Consider the following 24095-nt stretch of genomic DNA (forward strand, 5'->3'; position numbering starts at 1 on the left):
TCAGATGAGCTCCGTTCGCTGGGCCCGGGGCGCGGTGCGCTGCCGGGGGACAGCAGGCGTCGGAAGGGCGGCGGGCACGGCCGGTGCCGCCAGCAGTGAGACGGCCACGGTCAGGTGCAGCAGGTACGGCGAGGCGTCGCCCAGCCCGGCCTCGGTGTACGAGGCGATCGCGCAGTAGCTGATCAGGAAGATCGCGGCGGCCCGCTCCGGCGACGGCGGCCGCAGCAGCGCCGCGCCACCCAGTACGACGAAGACCGCCGCCACCACGGCGACCCCGGCCAGGCCCTGTTCGTTGTAGACGGCCAGCCAGCTGTTGTCGATCGGCAGCCCGCCGAAGGACTTGTCGCCCAGCCCCATCCCGAACACCTGCTCCGTGGTCGTCCGGGGCGCCGCCAGCAGGGCGTCCCAGACCTTGGCCCGGCCGGTCAGGTTGGAGAAGTTCTCCTGGCTCTGGCCGCGCAGGAACCAGGCCTGGAGCAGCGAGCTCAGGCCCACCCCGACCACGGTGGCCAGCAGCACCGCCCAGCCGAACAGCCGGCGGGCGGCGGCGCTGGTCATGACGAGCGAGCCGATCGCCAGCGCCAGGCCGACGATCAGGCCCAGGGTGGCCGTCCGGGTGTGGGTCAGCGCGAGCAGGACGAACGAGGGCACGATGATCGTCGCCGCGCTCGCCCCGCTGGTCCGGCGGTCCAGCAGGAGCAGCACGGTGAGCCCGATGATCACCGCGGCGTACTGTCCGATCTGCGGCGGGGTGAGCGGCCACAGCGCGCCGACCAGCCGTCCGCCGTAGAGGTCGGGCATGGCCGCGCCCGGTGAGGCGACCAGTCCGGCGGCCACCGACACGAGCACCGCGAAGTACATCCGGATGTGGAACCGGACGAACGTCGGGCTGCCGTCCCACCAGCGGCTGAGCAGCCACAGCGTGCTGACGAAGAGTGTCAGCCGGAAGCAGCGGAACAGCGCGCCGAACCCCGACTCCAGGTTCGCGCTGGAGATCACGCTCAGCACCAGCAGCAGGGTGAGCAGGAACAGGAAGCCGCCGGCCCGGATGCGCAGCCGGAGGTTGAGGACGAGCGCCAGCGCGAACGCGGTGACCAGCGCGCCCATGGTGGCCATCTGGATGAGGGAGCGGGGGAGCGGGACGATGGTCCGCGCCCCGGCGGAGCCGAGCGTGTTGAGGATCAGCAGCCCCCAGATCAGCTCGACGGTCCTCGGCGGGCCGGCGGGGCGCGCCCCGGCGCCGGGCCGCGTGCCCGCGGTGTCCGGTCCGTGCGGTGTCCCGTCGTGCGTCAGGTCGCGTCCCATCTCAGCCACCGGCCCGCGGCTGGAGGGTGCTGCCCGCGTCCTGCCGGTACGGCGCGCCCTGCCACTGCCCGAAGTCGAGCGTCCGGCTGGGGTCGTGGGCGACGAAGCTCCACGGTCCGACGTAGGTGTTGTCGTGCCAGCGGTTCTGCTGCTCGCCGGTGATCGCCTCGGCCACCGGTTCGCCCTTGTACGGCGACCAGTCCGGATAGGTGCCGTAGTTCGCCAGCACCGCCATCCGGCCGCACTTCGTCGTGCAGCCGACGACGGACGGGTTCAGCGTGAAGCGGTTGTCGTGGACGTCCACCCGCTGGGTCTTCCACCGGCAGTCCGAGTAGAGCGGTGCGGTGGCGATCGCCGGCCGGGCACAGCTGCCGGTGTTCTTCACCAGCAGCGTGCAGTCACCGGACGAGGTGTTGGCCGGGCTGTTGCAGAACCGGTCGGCGTTCTCCCACAGGGTGATCCCGGACCAGTTGTCCTCCAGCACGTTCCGGTCGATCTCGATCTTGTCGGTGCGGGCCGGGATCCGTGGTTCGCCGCCGGACTCGGACAGGTAGACGGTCGGATAGGGGAAGTTGTCGCCGCGGTCGGCGGACCGGCGGCCCTCGACCCAGTTGTTGTGCCGGATCGTGTTGTTCCGGACGACCGCGTTGTAGCTGGCCTCGTACACCAGCGCGGCACCGTCGTTGGCCTCCAGCACGTTGTCCTCGATGCGGAAGTCGTTGTTGTTGGTGTCCGCCCACAAGCCGGCTCCGCGGTTGTCGTGCACCCAGTTGCCGCGGACGTCGGCGCCGTCGACGGCCCAGAACTTGATTCCCCCGGTGCAGCCGCAGCCCGGCTGCCGCCGCTCCCAGTCGTCCGTGTTGTTGCCCACGACCTCGTTGCCCTCGACCAGCAGGCCCTTGATGGCGCCGCCGGACTTGTAGGCGTTCATTCCGTACTGTCCGTTGTCGCGCAGGCAGCTGGCGCGGACCTGCTGGTGGGCACCGGCCATCAGCCCGGCGCCGGAGTTGTGCTGGATCGTCGCGTGCTCGATCACCCACCCGTCGGCCATGTCGTGGTTGACCACGCCCTCGTCGTGCGGGGCGACGAAACCCTGCACGGTCAGGTAGCGGACGGTCACGCCGGGGGCGGTGCCGCTGAACGCGTAGTTGTTGGTCCTCCGGCCGTCGAGCACCGCGCCCGGCGCGCCGAGATAGGTGTCCCCCTCCTTGGTCACGACCTGGGCGTAGCGGTCCGGTTCGAGCGTGTGCGTGCCCGGGAGCAGCCAGAACGTGGTGTGCGGGGGGTTGCTCCTGGTCTTCGCGGCCAGATCACCGACCACCGCGGGGTCGACCGTCACCGCGCCCGCCGGCGGGCTCGCCGGCCCGGTCGGGGGTTCGGCGCAGACCCGGGCCACGGCCACGGCCACGGGCCCGGACGGCGTGGCGGTCGCCCTCGCCGGGGCGTCCGGCGTGCTCGTGCAGCCGGTCGTCACCAGCAGGGCCAGCGTCAGCGCCGGCGCCGCCCGGCGCCACCTCGTGATCCCCACCCGCCCCCCTAGCCCCGGAACCTGAGTACGGTGGTCAACTCCTGCGCGCCGCCGGCGAAGCCGGTACCGACCAGCGTGGTGGCGGGTTCCTTGCGGCCGAAGCCGGCGGAGTACCAGCCCAGTGGCGGGTCGCTCTCGCCGCGGTGCGCCGACCAGACCAGGCCCCCGGGCAGGTCGAGCACCGCGGAGCGGTCCGCGTCGTCCCGGGTCCAGGTGAGCGCGGCCCGGTTCCCCGTCAGGTCCGCGGTGACCGCCGGGCCGAGGTGGAACGCCAGGCGCACGGCCCGGCGCGGTCCGCGCAGCTCGTCGACGATCCGCAGTTCCCGGGTCGCGGCGGTCAGCTCCACCCGGCGGCGGTGCACCGACGGCCGGTAGCCGTCGTGCTCGGCACTCCAGCGGGCCACGCCCTCCTCGGAGGTGTCCGCGACCAGGACGCGGCTGCGGGCGTGCCGGGTCCACAGGAACGGGCCGCCGGAGACGGACTGGTCGCCGCCGTCCACCTGCAGGGTGTTGTGGCCGGGCGTCGAGCGGAAGTACTGCCGCCACTCGGGCTGCCCGTGGTAGCAGAACGTCCCCGGGTCGGCGAGCACGTCGACCCCGTCGTGCCGGACCTCCACGGACAGCGCGTCCGCGTGGGCGTGCGCGGCGATGGACAGGAACCCGTGCGGACCGCCGTCGCAGCGGCACCAGATCTCCTCGGGACCGCGCAGGACGGTCAGGCCCGCGTCGGCGAAGTGGGCCGGCCGGTCGGCCGGACGGGTCACGCCGCCCTCGTCGGCGCCGGCGTTCCGCGCGTACGGCCGGACGAGCGCGGCCAGCAGCGGGGTGCGCACATCGGTGCCGGTCACCACCGGCCACCAGGGGAGCCGGCCGAACACGGCGTCGCCGGTGGCCAGCAGCGAGCCCCAGCGGTCGGTGCCCGCGCCGTCCAGGACCAGACCGTGCCCGTCGTCCGCGTCGCCCTGGCGCGGGGGCCGCAACCGGTTGTCGACGACGGCTGCGAGGGCGTCGGTCATCCGCAGCAGTACGAGCCGGACGGACGCGGGGACCGGCACGGCCGCGGCGTCCGCCTCGGCCACCGCCGCCAGGCCGAGCTCCAGGACGAGCCCGTGGTACTCGGTGGCCAGCTCGCGGTTGAGGCCGGAGGGGAAGGTGTTGGCGCGCAGGTGCCGCTCCAGCGACCGCAGTGCGGCGGACCGCCAACGCGTCGAGGAGGGGAACCACCCGAACGCGCAGGCCGCGGCGAACTGCCCGGCCGCCTCGGCGACGACGTGGTTGTTCGCCGACGACCCCCGGCTGGGGAAGGCGGCCAACCAGCGCTGGTGGTGCCAGATCTGATGCAGCGCCACCGGGTTTTCCTCGAACAGCCCGGTCGCGCCCGGCCAGCCGTCGAGCAGCCGGCGCACCCACACCCAGGACAGCAACCGGATGCCCAGCTCGATGCCGCTGATCCAGTGCACGCCGCGCAGCGGCGGGTTGGCCGCCCACCACGACCGCAGGTGCTCGGCCACGCGTTCGGCGTACCGCTCGTTCCCGGTGACCGCGTAGGCGGCGGCGAGCACGGTCAGGTACTGGTGCCGGGACAGTTCCCAGATCTGCTTGATGTCCCCGACCGCGTCCTCGCTCCGGTACGGCACGTCGAAGGCGTAGCCGGCCGGCGCCCGCCGCCCGGTCCTCGGGTCGCGCCACCAGTCGGGGGCGGCCAGGTCGTCCCGGACCTCCCCGAAGAACTCCGCGTGACCGTCCATCAACCGGTCCGCCTCGGCGACGAGGCGCTTCGCGGCGTCCGGCGGCACCGCGGCGACCGTCCCGGCGGGCAGCACGGCGGTGAACCGGGCGTCCGTCACGGGCGGGCAGTCCGGCACCGCCGACCGCCACCGCCGCCTGCGCACGGCGTCGCCCACCCGGCCGCCGACCTCCTGCGGTCCCATCCGGGACAGCCGCCGCAGGTACCAGCCCGGGCCCATGGTCATCGCGCCCCCGCCAGGGTCACGGGCGCGCCGCCGGCCAGGGCGGCCCGCACCGCGAGGGTGGCAGCCGTGGTGGCGACCAGCGACTCCAGGGGCACCGGCATCGGTCCGCCGGTCCGCACGGCCCTGACGAACGCGGCCAGTTCGGCGGCCTGGCCCTTGTCCCGGGCCTTCGGCAGCCGCGAGCTGACCCACCGCCTGCGGCCGGCCGTGCCCTCGAAGTGCACCGAGGCGCGGACGAAGTCGTCGAGCTTCAGCACCTTGCCGTCCGCGACGAGGTCCAGCGTCTCCTTGGGGAAGCCGGACGCGCCTGTGGTCACGTAGCTGAGGGTGGCGGTGGAGCCGTCCGGGTAGCGCAGCACCACCTGGAGGTCCTCGTTGCCGGCCGGGGCGACCGCGTACACCGAGACCGGGTCGGCGTCCAGCAGCCAGCTCGCCGTGTCGATGAAGTGCCCGCCCTCGCCGGCGAACCGCGAGCCCTCGGAGTCCTGTCGGAGGTACCAGCTGCCGTGCTGCAGCCGGCCCGCGTTGACCAGGTAGCGCAGGCTCGCCGGACCGGTCCGGGCGCCGAACCGGCTCCTGGCCTCGCGCAGCAGCGGTGCGAACCGGCGGTTGAACCCCACCTGCAACCGGTCGTTGCAGGACTCCTCCACCGCCGCGAGCACGCCGGCCAGTTCGTCCTCGGTGAGGGCCAGCGGCTTCTCCACGAACACCGCCTTGCCGGCGAGCAGCGCCCTGCGGGTCAGTTCGGCGTGCGAGCTGTGCCGGGTGACCACGAACACCGCGTCGACGGAAGGGTCCCCGAGCACGGCGTCGAGATCGGTGGTCGCGTGGGCGAATCCGAACTTCCGCTGCGCGTTGGCCGCGGACAGCGCGGTCGTGGTGACGACCGTGGACAGCACGACGCCGTCGCGCTGTTCCAGGTGCGGCAGCAGCATCGACGTCGCGTAGTTCCCCGCGCCGACGAACGCCAGCCGCACCGGCGTCCCGGCGGGCCGGGCCGGGGCGGGCGCCGGGCCGCCGCGCCGTACCGCGGGCACCGCCACCGCCGGGGCCTGCGCCGTTGCCTCGTCCGGGGCGTCGGGGTAGCGGAACAGCACCGCCACGGCCTTCAACTCGCCGTCCTCCAGGTGCCGGTACGTCTCGACGGCGTCGTCGAAGTCGGCGACGTGGGAGATCAGGGGTTCCACCCCGACGCGGCCGCGGGCCATGAGGTCGAGGAAGCACGCCAGGTTGCGGCGCTCCGTCCAGCGCACGTAGCCGATCGGGTAGTCCCGCCCCTCCAGCTCGTACTCCGGGTCGTAGCGCCCGGGGCCGTACGAGCGGGAGAACCGGACGTCGAGCTCCTTCTCGTAGTAGGCGTTCCACGGCAGGTCCAGGCGGCACTTGCCGATGTCGACGACCCGGCCGCGGTCCCGGCACAACCGGGCGGCCAGCTCGACGGGCTGGTTGCTGCCGCCGCCGGCGGCCAGGTACACCTGGTCCACGCCGTGACCGCCGGTGAGCTCGGCGACGGCGGCCTCCACGGCCGCGGACGAGGGGTCGCCGCAGGCCGCGGCACCCAGGTGCTCGGCGAGCTCGCAGCGCACCGGGTCGGGGTCGGCCCCGACGACGCGGACCCCCGCGGCGGCGAGGAGCTGCACCACCAGCTGGCCGATCAGCCCGAGGCCGATGACCAGCGCCACCTCGCCGAGCTGCGGCTCGCCCTGCCGCACGCCCTGCAGGGCGATCGAGCCGACGGTGCCGAAGGCGGCGTGCCGCGGCGCCAGGCCGTCCGGAACGGGCGCGTAGAGGTTCTTCGGCACCCAGTTCAGCTCGGCGTGCAGCGCGTGCTCGTTGCCGGCGCAGGCCACCAGGTCGCCGACCTTCACGTCGTCGATCCCGGCACCGACCTGTTCGACCACCCCGCACAGGGAGTAGCCCAGCGGCGTGTAGGAGTCCAGCTTGCCCATCACCTTGCGGTAGGTGGCGGGCAGCCCGTTGGTGGCCACGCTCTGCATGACCTTGGCCACCTGGTCCGGACGGGAGCGGGCCTTGCCCAGCATCGACATGCCGGCCTCGGACACCTTCATGAGCTCGGTTCCGGTGGATATCAGCGAGAAGACGCTGCGGACCAGCACACCGCCGGGCTTGCACCCCGGCACCGGCACGTCGAGCACCGCCAGCTCGCCGCTCTTGTAGTTCTGCACAACCTGCTTCACCGGAAGTCCCCTCGTTTCTCTGCCGTCATGTGGGCGCTACGCCGTCAGCCGGGCGCCGTGGCCGGAGCCGGAGGTCGCGCCGCGGTACCAGTACTCCAGGGTCAGCACGTGCCACAGGTGCTTGGAGTAGTCCTGCTGCCCGGCGGCGTCCGCGGCGACCATGCGCGCGAGCGCGTCGCGGCGCAGCAGCCCGGAGCCGACGAGCACGCCGTCGTTCACGACCTCGCGCACCAGCGGTGCCAGGTCCCGGCTCATCCACGCCCGCAGGGGGGCGCTGAACAGGCCCTTGGGCCGGTACACGATCTCCCGGGGCAGGACCGAGGAGGCCGCCTCCTTGAGGACGGCCTTCCCCTGCCGTCCGACGATCTTGCGGTCGCCGGGCACGGCGAACGCCGCCCTGACGACCTCGACGTCCACGTACGGCACCCGCACCTCGGTGGACGCGGCCATGCTCGACCGGTCCGTGTACGCGAGGTTCAGGCCCGGCAGGAACATCCGGGCGTCACCCAGGCACATCCGGTTGACGAAGTCGTCGAGCTCGTTGTCCTGGTAGGTGTCCGCGTGCTCGGTCAGCACGTCCTCGACGGTCCCGGCCAGGTCCGGGTCGACCAGGGCGAGCAGTTCGTCCCGGTCGTACATGGTGTAGCTGCGCCGGAACGCGGTCTCCTCCGGCAGCTCGGCGAAGGAGAGGAACCTCTTCGCGAACCGCACCGACCGGAACCCCCGGCGGGCCGTGGCGACCGGCAGCCGGTCCACGACCGCGGACAGGCCGCGTCGCACGGGCCGCGGGACGCGCTGGTAGCGCAGCGCGAGCCGGTTGGCGAGGTGCTTGCGGTAGCCGGCGAACAGCTCGTCGGCGCCCATCCCCGAGAGCAGCACCTTGACCCCGGCCTCCCGGGCGGCCGAGCAGATCAGGAAGGTGTTGATCGCGGCGGGATCGCCGATCGGCTCGTCCAGGTGGTACGTCATCCGCGGCAGCAGGTCGAGCACGTCCGGGGCGATCTCGATCTCGTGCAGGTCGACGCCGAACCGCTCGGCCACCTGTCGGGCGTAGCGCAGGTCGTCCGGCATCGCCTCGACCCTGGCGTCCTCGGCGCGGAACCCGATCGTGTAGGCGGAGATCCCGGGCCGGTCGCGGGCCGCGAGCGCGGTCAGGTAGCTGGAGTCCAGGCCGCCGGAGAGGAACGTCGCCACGGGCACGTCCGAGAGCAGGTGACGCCGCGTCGACTCCTCGACGATCGCGGCGAGGTCCGGCAGCTCGCCGGCGAGAGCCCGATCCCGGCCCTCCGCGGCGACGTCGCGCAGGTGCCAGAACCGGCCGCGGTCCACCCGGCCGTCCGGCCGGCACCGGAGCCAGCTCCCCGGCGGCAGCTTCTCCGCCTCGCGGAACGCGCACCGTGAGTCCGGCACCCAGTAGTACAGCAGTGAGGCCACCAGCGCCGCGGGGTCCACCTCCAGCGACCCGCCGGTGGCGGCGGCCAGTGCCTTGAGCTCGGAGGCGAACACCAGGCCCCCGCCGCGCCGGACCAGGAACAGCGGCTTGATCCCGAGCTGGTCGCGGGCGAGCACCAGCTCGCCCGTCCGCTCGTCGAAGACACCGAACGCGAACATGCCGCGCAGCCGGGGCAGACAGTCCGTGCCCCAGCGCCGCCAGGCCTCCAGCAGCACCTCGGTGTCGGACGTGCCGCGGAAGCGCACCCCGGCGGCCGCCAGTTCGGCACGCAGCTCGGGCGCGTTGTACAACTCGCCGTTGTACGTCAGGACGAGGCCGTCCGAGGCCATCGGCTGGGCGCCCGTCCCGGACAGGTCGACGATGGCCAGCCGCCGGTGCCCCAGGTGCACTTCGCCGTCACCGACGGGGTGGCCGTAGCGACCCTCCCCGTCGGGGCCGCGGTGTGCGAGGGCCTCGGTGAGCAGGTCGGTCACGACCCCTCCGTCCGGCCATCGGTACGTACCCGCGATGCCACACATGTCCTACCGCACCTCCTGGTCACTGTCCGGGACCCTCGCGGTCCGCATCGTCGTGAGTCCCGTCCGCCGCCGGCCCGTGCCGGTGTGCCGGACCGGCCGCTCGTAACGGCCGCGCGTCGCGGTGAACGGCCCGTCCCACAGCGTGCCGTCGGTCCGGTCGCGCGGATCCGGGTCGATCAGCACCACACCGAGCACCGGGATGTCCTGGTCCGCGAGCTGCCGCGCCACGGTGTGCAGCCACGCGGTGCTGCCGTGCCCGGCGCGCACCACGAGCACGGTCCGGGTGCCGAGGTACCGGAGGTCGCTCCACGTCGTCCCGGGCGACACCGAGCCGACGCCCAGCCGGCGCCCCTGGCCCGCCCCGGCCGTCGCCCGCTCGCCGCCGGCCACGGTCGGCTCTCCCGGCCGCCGGCCGCGCCTCGCGAACCGCGGGCCGGGCAGCTCGCCGACGAGGACCACCGGCCCCTCGTCCGCCAGTGCCCCGGCGAGATCCCGGGCGATCGCGCCGGTGCTGCGCGCGCAGCCCAGCTCCAGCAGCGACACCGGCTCGGCGGAACCGCGCACGGCACGGGCCAGCGTCGTGGTCAGCCTCGCCCGTGCCGCCCGGGTCCGTCGGCCCTGCCACCGGCCGGCCGGCCGGCGGGGCACCCGGCGCAGCTCCGCGACGACCGAGGCGCCGAGGTTCGCCGCGACGTCCCGGCGCAGCACGGGGCGGTCCGCCACCACCGTGCCGACCGCGGCCACCGCGAGCCCGAGGACGAGCCCGAGGACGAGCCCGATCGCGGCGTCGGTGGCGGCGGTCCCGGCCAGGGACTGCCGCACCGGGCGCGGGGCGTCCACGATCTGCGTGCCGGCGACGAGCCCGGGCGTGCCGACCTTCGCCTCCGCCGCGCGCTGGCCGAAGTCGGTTACCCGCGCGGTGAGTTCGGCCCGGCTGGCGAAGAGCGACTCCAGGCTCGCCGACGCATTCGGCCCGCTCTGCCGGGAGGCGTCGCCGATCGTCCGGTTGACCTGGGCGAGCTCCTCCTGCAGGCGGCCCCGCTGGTCGAGCAGGGCCTTGGCCTGGGCGTCCGCGGTTTCCTGGATCCGTCGCACGTGGTCCGCGACGAACGCGTCGGCGAGCGCCTTGGCCCGGGCCACCGCCTCCCCCTCACTGTGACCCGTCACGGTGATCTGCAGCACGTTGTTGGTCAGGCCGATGCCCCCGTAGTCCTTCATGAAGTCCTCCGGCCGCTCCGAGGATCCGAGGGACTGCAGGGCCTTGCGGGCGATCCCCGTGGTCTGCAGCAGGGCGGCGTCGGTGCGGATCAGCGTCCCGGGGTCGTTCGGCTGGTCCGCCTGGTGCGCGACCAGCACCTTGACCAGTGCGGTCGGCGGCAGCGGCCGCAGGACGGCCAGCGCCGCGCCGGCCAGCAGCCCGAGCAGCGCCGTCGCGCACCAGAGGCGGCGCCGCCTGCGCACGGCGACCACCAGCGCCTGCAGGTCCACCAGCGGTGCGGCGGCCGACGGCTCCGATGTCGTACTCGTCGTCACCCCGCTGCTCTCCTCGTGTCGCCGCCGGCCGCGAGCACCGGCGTGGCGCCGTCCGGACCACGGTCGGCGGACCGTTCCGGACGGGCCCGGACGGCGCCGGCGACGACGGTGCCGACGATCTCGTGCCCGGCGTCCGCACACGCCTCCGCGATGCCGGCGAGCTCCGCCGCCGTCCAGCTGCCCGCGCTGAGCACGACCAGCGCGCCGGACTCTCCGTCGCCGTCCGGCACCAGCGGTCGGGACACCGAGACCCCCACCACCCGCAGCTCGGGGTGTCCCCCGCTCGAAGAGCTCGGGGAAGGACCGCCCTCCGCCTCGGCGACGAGCTGCCCGGCGGCCCGGACGGCCGTCTCGTCCCCGTCCGGGACGACGACCAACAGCGGCCGGGGCGCGGGCAGTCGGTCCCGGAGGCGGTCGCAGACCCGCCGGAAGCGGAGCTGCCGGCCGGCCTCGTCACCGGGAGCGTGCCGGGCCGGCAGATCCCACCGGACGTCGGTGCCCAGCAGCCGGCGGATCAGGGCCCGCGGGCCACGGCCTTCCGGCCGGTGCGCGGAGCGTTCACCGGGTACGTCGACGGTGCCGAGGAGCACCGAGCCCAGCGCCGCGGCGATCTCCGTTCCGGTGCGCAGCCGGCGGCTCGTCCGTGCGGCGGCGAGATGGCCGACGACCCCGAGCGTGAGGAACAGCACCGCCCCGCCGGCGACGAGCTGGGTCCTCGTCGGCGGTGCCTCCTCCGTCGGCCGGGCCGCCGGTCCCAGGACGACCAGGTTGACCGTCTTGGTGGCGGCCGGGTCGAGCTGGTCCAGCTTCTTGACGGCGTCCTGCAGCGCGGTGCGCAGCTTCACGAGTTCCGTGCGGGTCTGCACGCTCTCCACGCTCTGCCCCGAACCGGCCGCGTCGGCCAGGTCGGTGATGCGGCGGCCGGCCTGTTCCACCAACTGCCGCAGTGCCTCGGGCTGCGCGGCTTCGGCGTCGGTGCCGTCGCCCGAGTAGCGCGCGGCGAACCTGACGAACTCCTGGGCCACCCGGTCGGACAGCTGTTGTGCGCGCGCCGGGGTGTCGGCCGTGCCCGAGATCTTGATGATGTTCCCGTCCGCGGCCGTGGCGCCCACCCGGTCCCGAAGGTCGTTGCCGCCGGCCCCGGACCAGGGGAGCGCGGCCGCCACGCGGTCGAGCACCACCGAACTGGTCGCGATCTGCGTCTGGGTCGTCAACTCGCGCTCCTGCCACGCCCCCGGCAGCAGGACCGAGGCCGACGTCGTGTAGCGCGGCGGGAACAGCAGGGAACTGCCGTAGCCGACGAGCCCGCCCACCACGGCGAGGACGGCGAGGAGCCGCCAGCGCCGACGGAAGATGTGACCGATCACGACCAGGCGAATCGCTTCGTCGCTCAACGGCGCGGCCTCTTCCCGGCCGGGCCCGGGCCGCCCGCCGACACCGGCGGGAGGTCACGGCAGGCGGCGGCGTAGGCGGCGAGCAGCGAACGCTGGGAGTTCCGCCAGGCGAGCGGCCCGTTGATCCGCTCCTGGCCGATCTTGCCCATCAGGGCCCGCTTCTCCGGATCGTCCAGCAGCAGCGCGACGAGTTCGGCGAACCGGGCCTCGTCGTCGGCGGGCGCGTAGACGGCGGCGTCACCGGCGGAGACCCGCGCCTCGCGGAGGTCGAACGAGACGATCGGCCGGCCCATCACCATGTACTCCAGGACCTTGTTCATGGTCGACACGTCATTGAGCGGATTGTGCGGGTCGGGGGAGAGGCACACGTCCGCGGTGGACAGGTACCGCACCAGGTCGGCGTCCGGAACGCGCCCGGTGAACTCCACCTGCTCCGAGAGCCCGAGCCGCCGGGACAGCTCCACCATCGCGTCGAAGGTGTCCCCACCGCCGACGAACACCGCGTGCCAGTCGGTCCGCCCGAACTCGTCGCGGAGCTTCGCGAGGGCCCGCAGGGCGTAGTCCACGCCGTCCTGAGGCCCCATCACACCGAGGTAGCACAGCAGATGGGGCTTGCCGCGCTTGAGCTCCGGCTCCGGCGGCACCGGCCGGAACCGCCCGGTGTCGGGCGCGCTGCGCACTACGAAGACCTCGTCCGGGCGCCGGCCGCCACGGCGCAGTGCGACGTCCCGGTAGCTCTCGTTCGTGGCGAGCACGACGTCCGCGGCCCGGTAGGTCAGCCGTTCCAGCGCGCACACGCCGCGGTAGAGCAGGTCCTCACCGCGGTCGAACCGGGAGAGGTACAGCTCGGGCACCAGGTCGTGCTGGTCGAACACGAACCGGGCGCCGCGCCGCTTCAGCCACAGGGCCGGCAGGAACAGCAGGTCGGGCGGATTGCAGGCGTGGACCACGTCGACCGGGCCGACCCTGCGGGCCAGCCGGGCCGTGTGCCACAACGCGGATCCGTACTCCCGCAGGTAGCCGGCCGGCCCTCCGGTGGCCGCGCGCAACGGGTACCGGTGGATCCGCACCCCGTCGATCACCGCCTCCGGCTCCGTGTCCCGCTTGCTGCCCCGCGGGCAGATGACGTCCACCGTCCACCCCGCGTCACGGAGCGTCGTGCACTCCTGCCACACCCGTCGGTCGAACGGCACCGACAGGTTCTCCACCAGGATCAGCGCGCGACGGCCCCGCCCGTCGGCGCCCGTCGCGTCACCAGGCAAGGCCCGCGTACCCCGGCTCGGTCCGGCGCGCCTCGGCGTCGGGAAGGCGGACGAGGTCGACGACCATCGGGCTGCCACCGCGGGGCAGCGCCGACAGCACGGCCGGGTCGCTCGTCCCGACCACGCACACCTCGGCATGGTCGAGCACCTCGTCGACGGACTCCGCGAGCAGCTGCGCGAGGTGCGGCAGCCGGGTCTCGATGTACTCGCGGTTCGCGCCGAGCAGCCGGGAGAGGCTCACGTTGGGGTCGTGGATCCGCAGGTCGTGGCCCCGGCCGAAGAGCCTCTCCGCCAGTTCGACGAGCGGGCTCTCGCGGAGGTCGTCGGTGCCGGGTTTGAAGGACAGGCCGAACAGGCCCACCCGACGCTTCCCGGTGCGCTCGACCAGCTCCACCGCGCGCTGCAGGTGGTCGGAGTTGGAGGGCAGCACATGGGAGAGGATGGGCACCGAGACGTTGGCCCGCCGGGCCGCGTGGACCAGGCCGCGCAGGTCCTTGGGCAGGCAGGAGCCACCGAAGGCGAAGCCGGGCCGCAGGTAGGCGGGGCTGATGTTCAGCTTGCGGTCGGCCAGGAACACGTCGATCACCTGGTGCGAGTCCACCCCGAGCGCCCGGCACACCGCGCCCAGCTCGTTCGCGAAGCCGATCTTGAGCCCGTGGAAGGCGTTGTCCGCGTACTTGATCGCCTCGGCCGTCGGGACCGGCACCCGGAACACCTCGCCCGGCAGTCCGTCGTACAGCGCCGCGACGACGTCGCCGCTCGCCGGGTCGAGCTCGCCGATGACGGTCTTGGGCGGGTCGAAGAAGTCCCGCACGCTCGTGCCCTCGCGCAGGAACTCGGGGTTGACCGCGACCCCGAAGTCCACCCCGGCCGTGCCGCCGACGTACTTCTCCAGGATCGGCACCAGCAGTTCCAGGCAGGTGCCCGGGAGCATGGTGCTGCGGAACACGACGGTCTGCCGCCCACCCCGCTCGGCCACCGCGGCACCGATCTGCTCGGTGACCCGCTCCAGGTAGGTGGTGCACAGGCTGCCGTCGGGCTCCGACGGCGTGCCGACGCAGACCAGCGACACCTCACTGCCCGCGATCGCCTCGCGGACGTCCACGGTGGCGCGCAACGCCCCGGTCCGCACGACCTCGGCGATCAGCTCGCCGATCCGCTCCTCGACCACCGGGGCCCTGCCCTCGTTGACCAGGTCGACCTTCACCTGGTTCACGTCCACCCCGATGACCTCGTGACCCATCCTGGCCAGGCACGCGGCCGACACGCAGCCCACGTAGCCGAGCCCCAGGACACTGACCCTCATGAACCGTTCCTCCCCTCGGGCCGGCCCTCACGGCCGGCCGGCCGCGCGCCGATCGGACGGCGCCCCCCACGCATCAGTAGGCCCCCTGCCCCTGGAGCACCGCACGCAGCGTCTTCCACAAGATCACCGTGTCGAGGGCGAGCGACCAGTCCTCCACGTACCGCAGGTCCAGCCGGACCGCCTCCTCCCACGGCAGGTCGCTGCGCCCGCTGATCTGCCACAGGCCCGTGAGCCCGGGCTTGACGAGCAGTCGCCGCCGGATGTCCGGGCCGTACGCGGCGGACTCCTCCGGCAGCGGAGGCCGCGGACCGACGAGCGACATCGAGCCGGTGAGCACGTTGAGGAGCTGCGGGAGCTCGTCGATCGAGTACCGGCGGAGCACTCCTCCCACCCGGGTCACCCGAGGATCCCGGCGGAGCTTGAACAGCAGGCCGGCGCCCTCGTTGCGGTCGGCCAGCTCGGTACGTGCCCTGTCGGCCCCGGCGACCATGGTGCGGAACTTGAACAGGGTGAACTGGCGGCCGTCCTTGCCGACCCTGTGCTGCCGGTAGAAGGCCCCGCCCCGACTGTCCATCAGCACCAGCAGCCCGACGGCAACCATCAGCGGCGCGAACAGGACCAGCAGGACCGCGGCACCCAGCCGGTCGACGACCTCCTTGACCGCCCTGCGGCCCCCGGTGAACGTCGGCATGCTGACCCGCAGCATCGGGATCCCGAGCACCGCGTCGACGTGCAGCCGCGGGCCGGCCACCTCCATCAGCACGGGCGCCACGACCATCTCGGCATCGCCGCCCTCGAGGTTCCAGGCCAGGCGCTGCAGCCGGTCCGGTGTCCAGTACGGGTCCGGCGTGACTGCGACGACACGGTAGCCGTCGCGGCGGACGTGGTTGGCGACGTCCGTCAGCCGGCCGACGACCGGCACCCCGTCCAGCCGGTCACCGTCGTACCCGAGACCGTGCGGCGTGCACACCGCCTCGACCCGCCAGCCGATGTGCGGGAACTTCCGGGTCCGGGCGATCAGGTCGCGCACGGTGGCCGGGCTCCCGGCGGCGAGCACCGGGCGCAGGCACCGGCCCTCCATCCGCTGTCTGTGCAGCCACAGGCGCAGCAGGTACCGCTCGGTCATGGTGACGACCGTGATCGCCGGGATGGCGACGAAGATCCAGAGCTTGATGTTGTGCGAGGTGAGGGCGATCCCGCCGAGCGCCAGTACGACGGCCGCCGTGAACAGCGAGCGTCCGAGCCGACGGAATTCCTCGGCGCCCTGACCGAGTACGGCCGCAGCCCACGACCGGGTCGTGGCGAGCGCTCCCAGCACCAGCAGTTCGGTGCCGAAGGCGAGAATTCCCCATTTCTCGTGCCAGTTGGCCGCGTCCCGAACTCCGAAGAAGCGGCCGATCGCCGCCACCACGAAGGCGGTGGCCACGATGTCGCTGATGACGACGGCGCGACGGTACCGCTGCTCCCAGTCACTCTCGGGCCGACCGATCCTCCCGTTCGTCCGGCGTCCCCGCGCCGGTGGAAACGGACTGACCAGTTCTCCTTCCCCCTGCTTTACGGCCCCTTCCAGGTCGGCGGTGGGTTCGACGTGTTCGCTCCACACGGTTCCTCCCCCCGGGAGGCTTGCGCCTCCCGCACGGTTCCTCCCCTCGGGAGGCCCCCGCCTCCCGTTCCGTGTCGTTCCCACTTCTCAATAGGCCTCGCCCTCCGCGCATGACAAACCGGCTACCGCATTGCCACGTGAACATCCCACCCGGACGTCGGCGGACGCGTACGTCCCGCCGGAGTCCAGAGGTGCACGGGAAACCGTCGCCGACGGACCAATGGATCGCTAGTGCGCATCGCGTCCAACTGTGCGAAGCGATAATCAACTTAGAGCATCGGGAACGCCCGGCGGGGGCGATGTGTGAAACGCGTGCCCGATATTTGAACTTGATCTACGGAACGGTTGCTTCGTGGGTTTCTTGAGGAATTAGACGTGCATTGTGACGTGTGATGCGGGAGTTAATGGCCGGGTCCGAGGCGAGGCAAGAGGATCGGCCGACCTCGTGTCGCGCTCGGCCGTGCGGCCCGGAGGAGCTTGTGGAGGCGGCCGGTGCCGAGCACGGCGTGGTGTCACGGGCCACCTCCACCCGTGCTGGTCCTGCGGGAAAAGTTCGGGCCGGGTGTCGATTTCGTGGGTGGCTCTTCGTCTAGGGGGTGGAACGGGCCGCGGAAGAGCGGTCCGCAGGAGCAAGGAGCCCGTCATGCGCCAGGTCAACGCCACGCTGTCCATCACTCTCGACGGAGTCGTCCAGGGACCGGGTCGTCCGGACGAGGACACCCGCGGTGGCTTCACGCACGGGGGCTGGGGCGGCACGTACAACGACCAGGTCATGGGCATGGAGATGGGTAGGAGCATGTCCAAGCCCACGGACATGCTGTTCGGACACCGGACCTGGACGGACTTCATCACCGCATGGGGCAACCGCAAGGACGACAACCCCTTCACCGCGCACATGAACGCGGCGACCAAGTACGTGTGCTCCAGGACGCTGGAGAACGCGGACGCCTGGCAGAACTCGATCCTGCTGGAGGGCGACGCCGCCGGGACGGTGGCGAAGCTCAAGGCCGAGGACGGCAAGGACCTGACGATCATCGGCAGCGCCACGCTGGTCCGCGATCTTCACGCGGCCGGCCTGGTCGACACCTACCAGCTGCTGATCCACCCGCTCACCCTGGGCACCGGCATGCGACTGTTCGAGGGCCCCGCCCCGCTGACCGAGTTCGAGCTCACCGACAGCGTCACCACCACCAAGGGCGTGATCATCGCCCGCTACACCCGCAAGTAGGCATCCATGGGGAATTACCTTCTCTCGATCTACCAGCCCGAAGGCGAGGCCGACCCCGAGGCCATGGACCGGATCAAGGCCGATCTGCACCGGCTCAACGAGGAACTGCGCGAAAGCGGCTCCTGGGTGTTCACCGGCGGCCTGCACGCGCCCGGCACGGCCACGGTCGTGCGCGCCGACGGCATGCTCACGGACGGTCCCTACGCCGAGGGCAAGGAGCACGTCGGCGGGATCTGGGTGATCACCGCACCCAACCTGGACGTCGCACTGGAGTGGGGCCGCAAGGCATCCGCCGCGACCGCGCTCCCGATCGAAGTCCGCCCGTTCCAGGACGTCGAACCGTATTGATCCCGACACCGCAGCAGATCGCGGCCGTGTTCCGCGCCGAGTACGGCAGAGCCGTTGCCGTACTCGTGCGCCGGCTCGGCGACATCAGCACGGCCGAGGACGCCGTCGCCGAGGCCTTCGCCGTTGCCCTGCAGCGCTGGCCGGTCGACGGAATGCCGCCCAGCCCGGCCGGCTGGATCATCACCACTGCCCGCAACCGGGCCGTCGACGAGCTGCGCCGCGAATCGGTCCGTGCGCACAAGCACGCCGAGGCACAACGGCTCCACGGCCCGGACGAACGAGCAGACGAGGGACCCGTGCGCGACGACCGTCTCCGGCTGGTGTTCACCTGCTGCCACCCGGCCCTGGCGATCCCCGCGCAAGTGGCGCTCACCCTGCGCCTGCTCGGCGGGCTCACCACACCCGAGATCGCCCGTGCCTTCCTCGTGCCCGAACCGACGATGGCACAGCGCCTCGTGCGGGCGAAGGCGAAGATCCGCGATGCCGGGATCCCCTACCGGGTGCCCCGGGATGCCGATCTGCCCGACCGTCTCGGTGCGGTGCTCGCGGTGCTCTACCTGATCTTCAACGAGGGCTACGTCGCCACCTCCGGCACCGATCTGGCCCGCGCCGACCTGTGCGCCGAGGCGATCCGCCTGGCCCGGCTGCTGGTCGAACTCATGCCGGACGAGCCGGAGGCCGCAGGGCTGCTCGCGCTGATGCTGCTGATCGAGGCCCGCCGCGATGCCCGCACCGACCGGGACGGCAACCTGGTCCGCCTGGCCGACCAGGACCGCTCGCTGTGGAACGCCGCCCTGGTCGCCGAGGGCCGCACGATCGTCCGCTCCTGCCTGCGCCGCAACCGGCCCGGCCGCTACCAGCTCCTGGCCGCCATGAACGCCGTGCACACCGACCCCGTCACCGACTGGACGCAGATCCTCGCGCTCTACGACCGGCTCGCGCACTTCGACACCGGCCCGGTGGTCGCACTCCACCGCGCGGTCGCACTCGCCGAGGTCGAGGGCCCGGAGGCGGCACTTCGTGTGGTCGACGGCCTGGATCTCGGGAACCACCACCTGTTCCACGCGATCCGCGGTGACCTCCTCGCCCGCCTCGGACGGACACGGGAAGCCGGTCGGGCCCTCGAAGCCGCGGCCCGGCTCACCGGGAACGAGGCGGAACGGACCTTCCTGATAGCCCGGCGCGACCGACTCGGCTGAGCCGGCGCCTCCTTCGGAGGACTCCCCGCAGGCCGGCTGCTGTCCGTGGGGGTCGCTCCGCGGTACACGGCGACCCGCGCCGGCACGCAGACCCTGCGCACGCGGGTGGGCCTCGCGCTGCCGCCCGGTCACCCGGCGCGCAGGGTCAGGCTCTGGCGGGTGCGGTGGAGCAGCTCGACCGCGGCGCGTTCGGCGGCGGGGCTCGGGCCCAGCAGGCGGTTGCAGTGCAGGTGGACGTAGCTGTCGCAGAGGTCGAGGAGCGGGCGGCCGAGCAGTGCGCGCCGGTGCAGGTCGGTGAGCCGGGCGGCGGCGGGGGCCAGGAGGCGGCGGCGTTCGGCGAGGACGTCGGCGACCGGAGGCGGCGGCGGGGTGCTCAGCAGTTCGCAGAACTCGGCCTTGCGCGCGCGGAATTCGGCGCCGGCGAGGCGTTCGTGGCGGGCCCGGCGGCGGTAGAGGTGCAGCCGGGCCCGTTCGTCCAGGCCGATGCCCGCCAGCAGGTCGTCGATGCTGAGCACGGCGAGCGCCGTGTCGTCGAGCGGCAGCCGGCCGGTGCGGCGCAGGGCCAGCAGGTCGAGTACGGCGAGGCTGTCGGCCGTGTAGAGCGCCTCGGTGGCGTCCATGGCGGTGAGGCCGCCGTAGCGTTCGACCTCGCGGTCGTAGACGTCGAAGCCGAACCGGGTCAGGCACCCGTCGGCGAGGACGGCTGCGGCCCAGTCGCCGAGGGCCGGGACGAGCCGGGCGGGGTCACCGCGCAGGCGCAGCCGCAGGTGGGGTTCGGGGTCGGCGTAGCGCAGGAAGAAGCGGCGGTCGGTGTGGTGCGCCAGGGAGGCGACGATGTCGCGGACGGCGCCGGCGAGCAGGGCGTCCTCCTCCTGCCGGTCGCCGTACAGCTTGAGGTAGGTCCAGTCGCTGCCCGGGGGCCTGAGACGGTCGGCCCGCGCGACGGGGGCGTGGTGCGGGCGGGGCGGTGGCGAGGGCGGGGTGGCGGTGCGGCGTGTCATGGAGACGACGAGTTCCACGATGCGGGGCCCGTCCGGCCCGGTGGCCCAGGCGTCGTCGAGACCGGGGAGGGCCTCCTGGAGGATCACGGCGCCGCCCGGCGGCAGGTGGGTCAGGGCCCGGCGGATCTCCTCGGTGTGGGAGCGTCCGGTGGTGTCGAGGAGGAGGCGGTGGTCCGCCGCCTCGTCGCTACTGGTCAGGTAGGTGTGGCGGGGCACGCGCCAGCGGCGGCGCCAGGCGTCGAAGGCGGCCGAGAAGCCGTCCGGGCTCCCGGTGAGCCGCCGGGCCTGGAGGTGGTCGACGCGCCACTGGGCCGGGCGCAGGACGATCCGGCCGCAGGTGACCCGGGGGAGGTAGGGGAAGTGGCGGGCGGGGCCCCAGTCGAATCCGGCGAGTTGCGCGGTGCCGTCGTGGCTCAGGTCGGCGAGGAAGCGACAGACGGCGGGGGCCCGGCTGTGGTTGAGCATGTGCCCGGAGCAGACGGTGACCTCCCGGACGGCGCGTGGGACGCGCTCTCCGGTGCCGTCCGCCCCCGGGTCCGGGCCGGCCCCGCCGTCGTCCCAGATCAGGGCGAGCCTGCCGTCGCTGATCCGGACGGCGAGTTCGTCGAGGGGGACGTAGCGGGCCGGGCCGTCCTCGGCGCTCGTCCGGATACCGATCTCGTGGTCGCGGACGGTGGGGCGCACGACGACGTTGGCGGAGCGGGTCTTCTCGGGCAGGTACACCAGTTCGGCGAGGACGCGGTCGGGGTCCAGGGTGCGTTCCGCGGCGGCGACGTCGGCGAGGGCGGGGACGGCTCCCGGGAGCATGCCGGCGAAGCGGCCGAGGTTGCGTCCCGCGGCTCCCGCGCCGATGTTGGCGCCGACCACGAGCCGGAAGTCTCCCGCGTCGACGGCGGCGGCCGACGGGGCGGCGACCATGGCGTAGAGGTCGAGCGACAGGGGCAGCCGGGCGGGGGCGACGTCCCGGAGGGTGAGCCGGTCGAGGGTGTCCTGGTCGAGGTCGACGGCGGTCAGGTGGTCGTGGAGCGCCTCGGTGGCGAGGCGCAGCAGCGTGTCGGCCCGGACGGTGTCGAGGGCCGCGACCACGGTGGTCGGGGACGGGGTGCCGAGCCCGGTGACGGGGTCGAGGAGTTCGAGGACGGGCACGTCGCGGGCGGTTCCGTACCGGGCCTCGAACGCGCGCCGGTACGCGGTGATGTGCGGCAGCCCGTCCGGGAAGGGGGTGAGACGCAGCAGCAGGTCGGCGGCCCGGACGGCGGCGTCGGCGACCCGGTGGGACACCGTCCCGGCCGCGAGGGGCAGTGCCGTGTCGACCTGGACGGGGGTGCCGGTGTCGAGACCGGTGACGCGGCGGGCGTGGTCGGCCAGCGCCGGAAAGGTGTCGGCGCCGGCGTCCGGGGGCTGCTTCCGCCAGTCCTGGATGGCGGCGAGCAGCGCGGCCAGGTCGGCGTGGGCGGCGGCGGCCGCCGGGATCCGGCCGAGGTGGTCGAGGACGTGCCCGGCAGGGTCGAGGTGGGTCAGCGGCGGGTGGAGGTCCGTGAGGAGGAAGGCGTGCCGCCACAGCCGGTGGAGCAGGTCGTCGACCTTGCCGGGAGTCGCTCCGGGGACGGTGCGCAGCAGCTCGGCGGCGAGGTCGGCGTGGCTGATCGGGGTGCGGGCGAGGGCGAGGGCGCGCAGGACGGCGCCGGTGGCGCGGAGGGTGACGTTCTCACCACCGGTCGCCGTCCGCGGCGCCTCCACGCCGCTGAGGGTGACCCGGCCGGCCCGGTGCAGCACGGCCGGGTTGGTGATGACCCGGGTCGCCCGGCGGATCCGCGGGGCCGATTCGAGGTCGGTGACGAAGTGCAGCAGGGCGTGCATGTCGAGCCGGGCGTGGACCTCGGGCGGCCGGTCGTCGGCGAGTCGGACGTCGGTGGTCGGCCCCCACCGCCCCACGGCGGCGCCCGCGTTGAGCCCGAACGGGGTGGGACGGGTGCTGAGCCGGACGAGGTAGCGCAGCAGGCTCGCCTCGAGCCGCCGCCGATCGCGTTCGGTGGCCGTCGGGCGCCGCAGCGCGGCCGCCAGCGGCAGCGAGGAGACGGCGACGGCGCACCGCGCCAGCGCGTCGGCCCGTACGCACGCGGTGGCGGGCTCCGGCCCGGGGGCGTCGGCCGCGGGGTATCGGGTGACGGGCAGGATCGGGGCGCGGATCATGACGAAGTCGAGGGCGCGGTAGCGGCTCCGCGCCCCGGGGGACGGCCGTCGCCGGGCGCCCGGAGTCCGGGAGTCGTCGGTGGTCATCGCGGTGAGTGGGTGGTCATGGTGTCGGGTGGGTGGTCATGGCGGTGGGCGGCGGGTCACGACAGCAGGAAGAACCGGTCCCAGGCGGGCGGTTCGGGGGTGGTGGCGGCCAGCAGGGCGAGGGCGATCCCGGGAGTGCCCTCCAGGAGGCCGACCCGGTCCGCACGGGTGCCGTCGGGCTCGACGCTGCGGTAGCCGAAGGGTGATCGGGGCCGGTACTCGCCGAGCAACTGGTCGACCAGGCCGTGCGCCGCGGCGCCGATCGCCCCGTCCCCGGTGTCGGCGGCGAAACGGAGGGTGACCTGCAGCAGACCCGCGACGCCGTGGCAGAAGCCGGGCGAGTCGACGCGACGCCAGGCGATCGGGCGCGCCAGCGCGGCGCGCAGCGCGGCCGTGGCCGCGGCGGTGAGGCCGGAGTCACCCAGGGCGGTCCCGGCCAGCCACAGCGCGCGGGCGACACCCGGGCTGCCGTAGCACCAGGCGTCGCGGGCCGGCGTCGGAGCGGGGGCCCGTTCACCGGGCACGGCGGCCGAGGGCTCCTCGACCGCCGGTGGGTACGCGACGACCGACGGGTAGCCGCCGCCCCGGGCGTCCGCGACGTGCCGTGCGGCCAGCCAGGACGCGGCCCGGCGGATCGCCTCGGTGTGTCCCGGCACAACCGGGCCCCGGGCGTCCGCGTGGACGAGGGCGAGCAGGGCGAGGGGACCGGTGATGCCGTGCGCCAGACCGCAGTTGGCGACCGCGCCCGGGTACCTCGCACGCATCGCCTCGTCGGCGATCAGGGCGTGCGGGGTGTGCCAGGCGGGGAGCCCGTCGGGGTCCGGGCAGGCCCGGCACAGGTCGGCCAGCCAACCGAGCAGGGTGGCCGACGCGCGGTCCCGGTCCGGGCCGGGCGGCCGGACCCGCAGGCAGGCGGCCACACCGGTCCAGCCGGAGACGACGTCGAAGGTTCCGACCGCCAGTCCCCGCCCGTCGACGGCGGGCAGCCTGCGGGGGATCCGCGTGTACAGGCTGTCGTCGAGGTCGCCGAGCAGCGCACGGTACCGCCCCCGGCCGTCGGCCAGGTAGGCGGTGGTGAACGCCACTCCGGCGAGCCCGGAGAAGAGCCCCAGGGTCGTGACGGGGTCCCGCGCGGTGCCCTCCACGGCGCGGGCGAGGTGACGGTGGGCCACCAGGTCCCAGCCCTGGCCGGGCAGACAGCGGTCGAGGTGCCCGAAGGCCAGGGCGAGGCCGCCGGCGCCCTGCGCGGTGCTGTACGGCGTCCACCGCGGCCGCCCCCGGCGCGCACCGGCCCGGCCAGCGGCCTCCGCCGATCCGGGATCGCGCAGCCGGGAGAGGACGTCCACCGCCGCGTCACGGACCCGCACCGCGGTCCGCGCGTCACGGACCGCCGGCTCCCAGGCGGTCGCCTGCTGCGCCGCTACGGCCATCAGTCTTCCCTGGACGACCGGGGCTCCCGCTCGACGCGGCGGACGACGTGTTCTCCGGCGACCCTGCGGGTGATGCCGTCGGCGCGGACCTGACTGACCTCCAGGACGTAGTGGTCCTCGTAGAACCGGACCGGGACCGTGTCGCACTCCGAGGTGCACGAGCCGCAGGTCGAGCAGGTCTCCGTCTCGCCGGCCGCGTCGGCCGCCGGCAGGCTGACGACGGTGCACTCCTCACCGCAGGTGCTGGCGCAGCTGTTGGTGCACTCGTCCCCGCAGGTACTGGCGCAACTCGCCGTCTCGCCCGCGTCGGCGGAGAACCGGTCGACGGCCTTGGTGACCACCTTGACCCGGATGTCCAGGTCGAACTGGTCGTCGCTGATCGTGGCGTCTACTTGCCTGTCGTTCATGGCGCAACCTTCTAGGGCTGGTTGCCGAGCATGTTCACTCGTTTCCACTATGGCACCGCGACGGGTGCCTGCAAGCGGGTGACGACACCGCAGGAGGCGACTCTCCGTGACATTGTGACGCTCCGTTCC

General features: G+C 73.6%; 16 protein-coding genes. 3 read left to right on the forward strand and 13 right to left on the reverse strand.

Annotated elements, in window-relative coordinates:
- The 10 genes from IE98_RS0109170 to IE98_RS0109215 form a co-directional block, all read right to left on the reverse strand.
- Complete coding sequence (locus IE98_RS0109170; protein WP_030267119.1) at positions 1 to 1305, reverse strand: membrane protein; 1305 nt, start codon at positions 1303 to 1305, stop codon at positions 1 to 3.
- Position 1306: 1 nt separating this feature from the next.
- Positions 1307 to 2833: a right-handed parallel beta-helix repeat-containing protein gene (locus tag IE98_RS0109175; RefSeq protein WP_030267121.1), complete on the reverse strand. Its 1527-nt coding sequence runs from the start codon at positions 2831 to 2833 to the stop codon at positions 1307 to 1309.
- A gap of 8 nt (positions 2834 to 2841) precedes the next feature.
- Positions 2842 to 4806 carry an alginate lyase family protein gene (locus tag IE98_RS0109180; protein WP_030267124.1) on the reverse strand — a complete coding sequence of 655 codons (1965 nt, stop codon included), beginning with the start codon at positions 4804 to 4806 and terminating at the stop codon, positions 2842 to 2844.
- The gene (locus tag IE98_RS0109185; RefSeq protein WP_030267126.1) at positions 4803 to 7004 is read right to left on the reverse strand and encodes a bi-domain-containing oxidoreductase; all 2202 of its coding nucleotides are present in this window, start codon (positions 7002 to 7004) and stop codon (positions 4803 to 4805) included. The genes IE98_RS0109180 and IE98_RS0109185 overlap by 4 nt, the downstream gene beginning before the upstream one ends.
- A 36-nt stretch (positions 7005 to 7040) precedes the next feature.
- A complete protein-coding gene (gene asnB / locus IE98_RS0109190; protein WP_030267128.1) occupies positions 7041 to 8975 on the reverse strand; it encodes an asparagine synthase (glutamine-hydrolyzing) in 1935 nt (644 codons plus the stop codon).
- 3 nt (positions 8976 to 8978) lie between these two features.
- Positions 8979 to 10508 carry a Wzz/FepE/Etk N-terminal domain-containing protein gene (locus IE98_RS0109195; protein ID WP_030267130.1) on the reverse strand — a complete coding sequence of 510 codons (1530 nt, stop codon included), beginning with the start codon at positions 10506 to 10508 and terminating at the stop codon, positions 8979 to 8981.
- Positions 10505 to 11902: a membrane-bound polysaccharide biosynthesis protein gene (locus tag IE98_RS0109200; protein ID WP_030267133.1), complete on the reverse strand. Its 1398-nt coding sequence runs from the start codon at positions 11900 to 11902 to the stop codon at positions 10505 to 10507. The genes IE98_RS0109195 and IE98_RS0109200 overlap by 4 nt, the downstream gene beginning before the upstream one ends.
- Positions 11899 to 13164, reverse strand: a complete 1266-nt coding sequence (locus IE98_RS0109205; protein WP_030267135.1) for a glycosyltransferase family 4 protein — start codon at positions 13162 to 13164, stop codon at positions 11899 to 11901. The genes IE98_RS0109200 and IE98_RS0109205 overlap by 4 nt, the downstream gene beginning before the upstream one ends.
- A complete protein-coding gene (locus tag IE98_RS0109210; RefSeq protein WP_030267137.1) occupies positions 13154 to 14470 on the reverse strand; it encodes a nucleotide sugar dehydrogenase in 1317 nt (438 codons plus the stop codon). Before IE98_RS0109210 ends, IE98_RS0109205 begins: the two co-directional genes overlap by 11 nt.
- A gap of 73 nt (positions 14471 to 14543) precedes the next feature.
- Entirely contained in the window at positions 14544 to 16040 is a 1497-nt protein-coding gene (locus tag IE98_RS0109215; RefSeq protein ID WP_052390329.1) for a sugar transferase, read from the reverse strand.
- Between the two features lie 676 nt (positions 16041 to 16716).
- On the opposite strand from IE98_RS0109215, the gene IE98_RS0109220 reads away from it, so the two are divergent.
- From IE98_RS0109220 to IE98_RS0109230, 3 genes are read left to right on the forward strand one after another with little or no spacing between them, the layout of a single operon-like run.
- Positions 16717 to 17301: a dihydrofolate reductase family protein gene (locus IE98_RS0109220; protein ID WP_030267143.1), complete on the forward strand. Its 585-nt coding sequence runs from the start codon at positions 16717 to 16719 to the stop codon at positions 17299 to 17301.
- A gap of 6 nt (positions 17302 to 17307) precedes the next feature.
- A complete protein-coding gene (locus IE98_RS0109225; protein ID WP_030267149.1) occupies positions 17308 to 17649 on the forward strand; it encodes a YciI family protein in 342 nt (113 codons plus the stop codon).
- Entirely contained in the window at positions 17649 to 18848 is a 1200-nt protein-coding gene (locus IE98_RS0109230; protein WP_199922887.1) for an RNA polymerase sigma factor, read from the forward strand. The genes IE98_RS0109225 and IE98_RS0109230 overlap by 1 nt, the downstream gene beginning before the upstream one ends.
- Before the next feature lie 128 nt (positions 18849 to 18976).
- Here IE98_RS0109230 and IE98_RS0109235 read toward each other — a convergent pair whose 3' ends face one another.
- The 3 genes from IE98_RS0109235 to IE98_RS0109245 are packed head-to-tail and all read right to left on the reverse strand — an operon-like array spanning position 18977 to position 23966.
- On the reverse strand, positions 18977 to 22129 hold the full coding sequence (locus IE98_RS0109235) for a lantibiotic dehydratase (RefSeq protein WP_030267155.1): 3153 nt from the start codon (positions 22127 to 22129) through the stop codon (positions 18977 to 18979).
- A 56-nt stretch (positions 22130 to 22185) separates the two neighbouring features.
- A complete protein-coding gene (locus IE98_RS44390) occupies positions 22186 to 23559 on the reverse strand; it encodes a lanthionine synthetase C family protein (RefSeq protein ID WP_052390316.1) in 1374 nt (457 codons plus the stop codon).
- Positions 23559 to 23966 (reverse strand): hypothetical protein, encoded by a 408-nt coding sequence (locus IE98_RS0109245; protein ID WP_030267164.1) that lies wholly within the window; start codon positions 23964 to 23966, stop codon positions 23559 to 23561. Before IE98_RS0109245 ends, IE98_RS44390 begins: the two co-directional genes overlap by 1 nt.
- Positions 23967 to 24095 lie beyond the last annotated feature (129 nt).

The organism is Streptomyces sp. NRRL B-24484 (assembly GCF_000717715.1).
Lineage (GTDB): Bacteria > Actinomycetota > Actinomycetes > Streptomycetales > Streptomycetaceae > Kitasatospora.

Coding starts and splice junctions, on each gene's coding strand:
- IE98_RS0109170 (WP_030267119.1), bottom strand. CDS start 1,305: ATGGGACGCGACCTGACGCACGACGGGACACCGCACGGACCGGACACC.
- IE98_RS0109180 (WP_030267124.1), bottom strand. CDS start 4,806: ATGACCATGGGCCCGGGCTGGTACCTGCGGCGGCTGTCCCGGATGGGA.
- asnB (WP_030267128.1), bottom strand. CDS start 8,975: ATGTGTGGCATCGCGGGTACGTACCGATGGCCGGACGGAGGGGTCGTG.
- IE98_RS0109210 (WP_030267137.1), bottom strand. CDS start 14,470: ATGAGGGTCAGTGTCCTGGGGCTCGGCTACGTGGGCTGCGTGTCGGCC.
- IE98_RS0109220 (WP_030267143.1), top strand. CDS start 16,717: ATGCGCCAGGTCAACGCCACGCTGTCCATCACTCTCGACGGAGTCGTC.
- IE98_RS0109225 (WP_030267149.1), top strand. CDS start 17,308: ATGGGGAATTACCTTCTCTCGATCTACCAGCCCGAAGGCGAGGCCGAC.
- IE98_RS0109235 (WP_030267155.1), bottom strand. CDS start 22,129: ATGACCACCGACGACTCCCGGACTCCGGGCGCCCGGCGACGGCCGTCC.
- IE98_RS44390 (WP_052390316.1), bottom strand. CDS start 23,559: ATGGCCGTAGCGGCGCAGCAGGCGACCGCCTGGGAGCCGGCGGTCCGT.
- IE98_RS0109245 (WP_030267164.1), bottom strand. CDS start 23,966: ATGAACGACAGGCAAGTAGACGCCACGATCAGCGACGACCAGTTCGAC.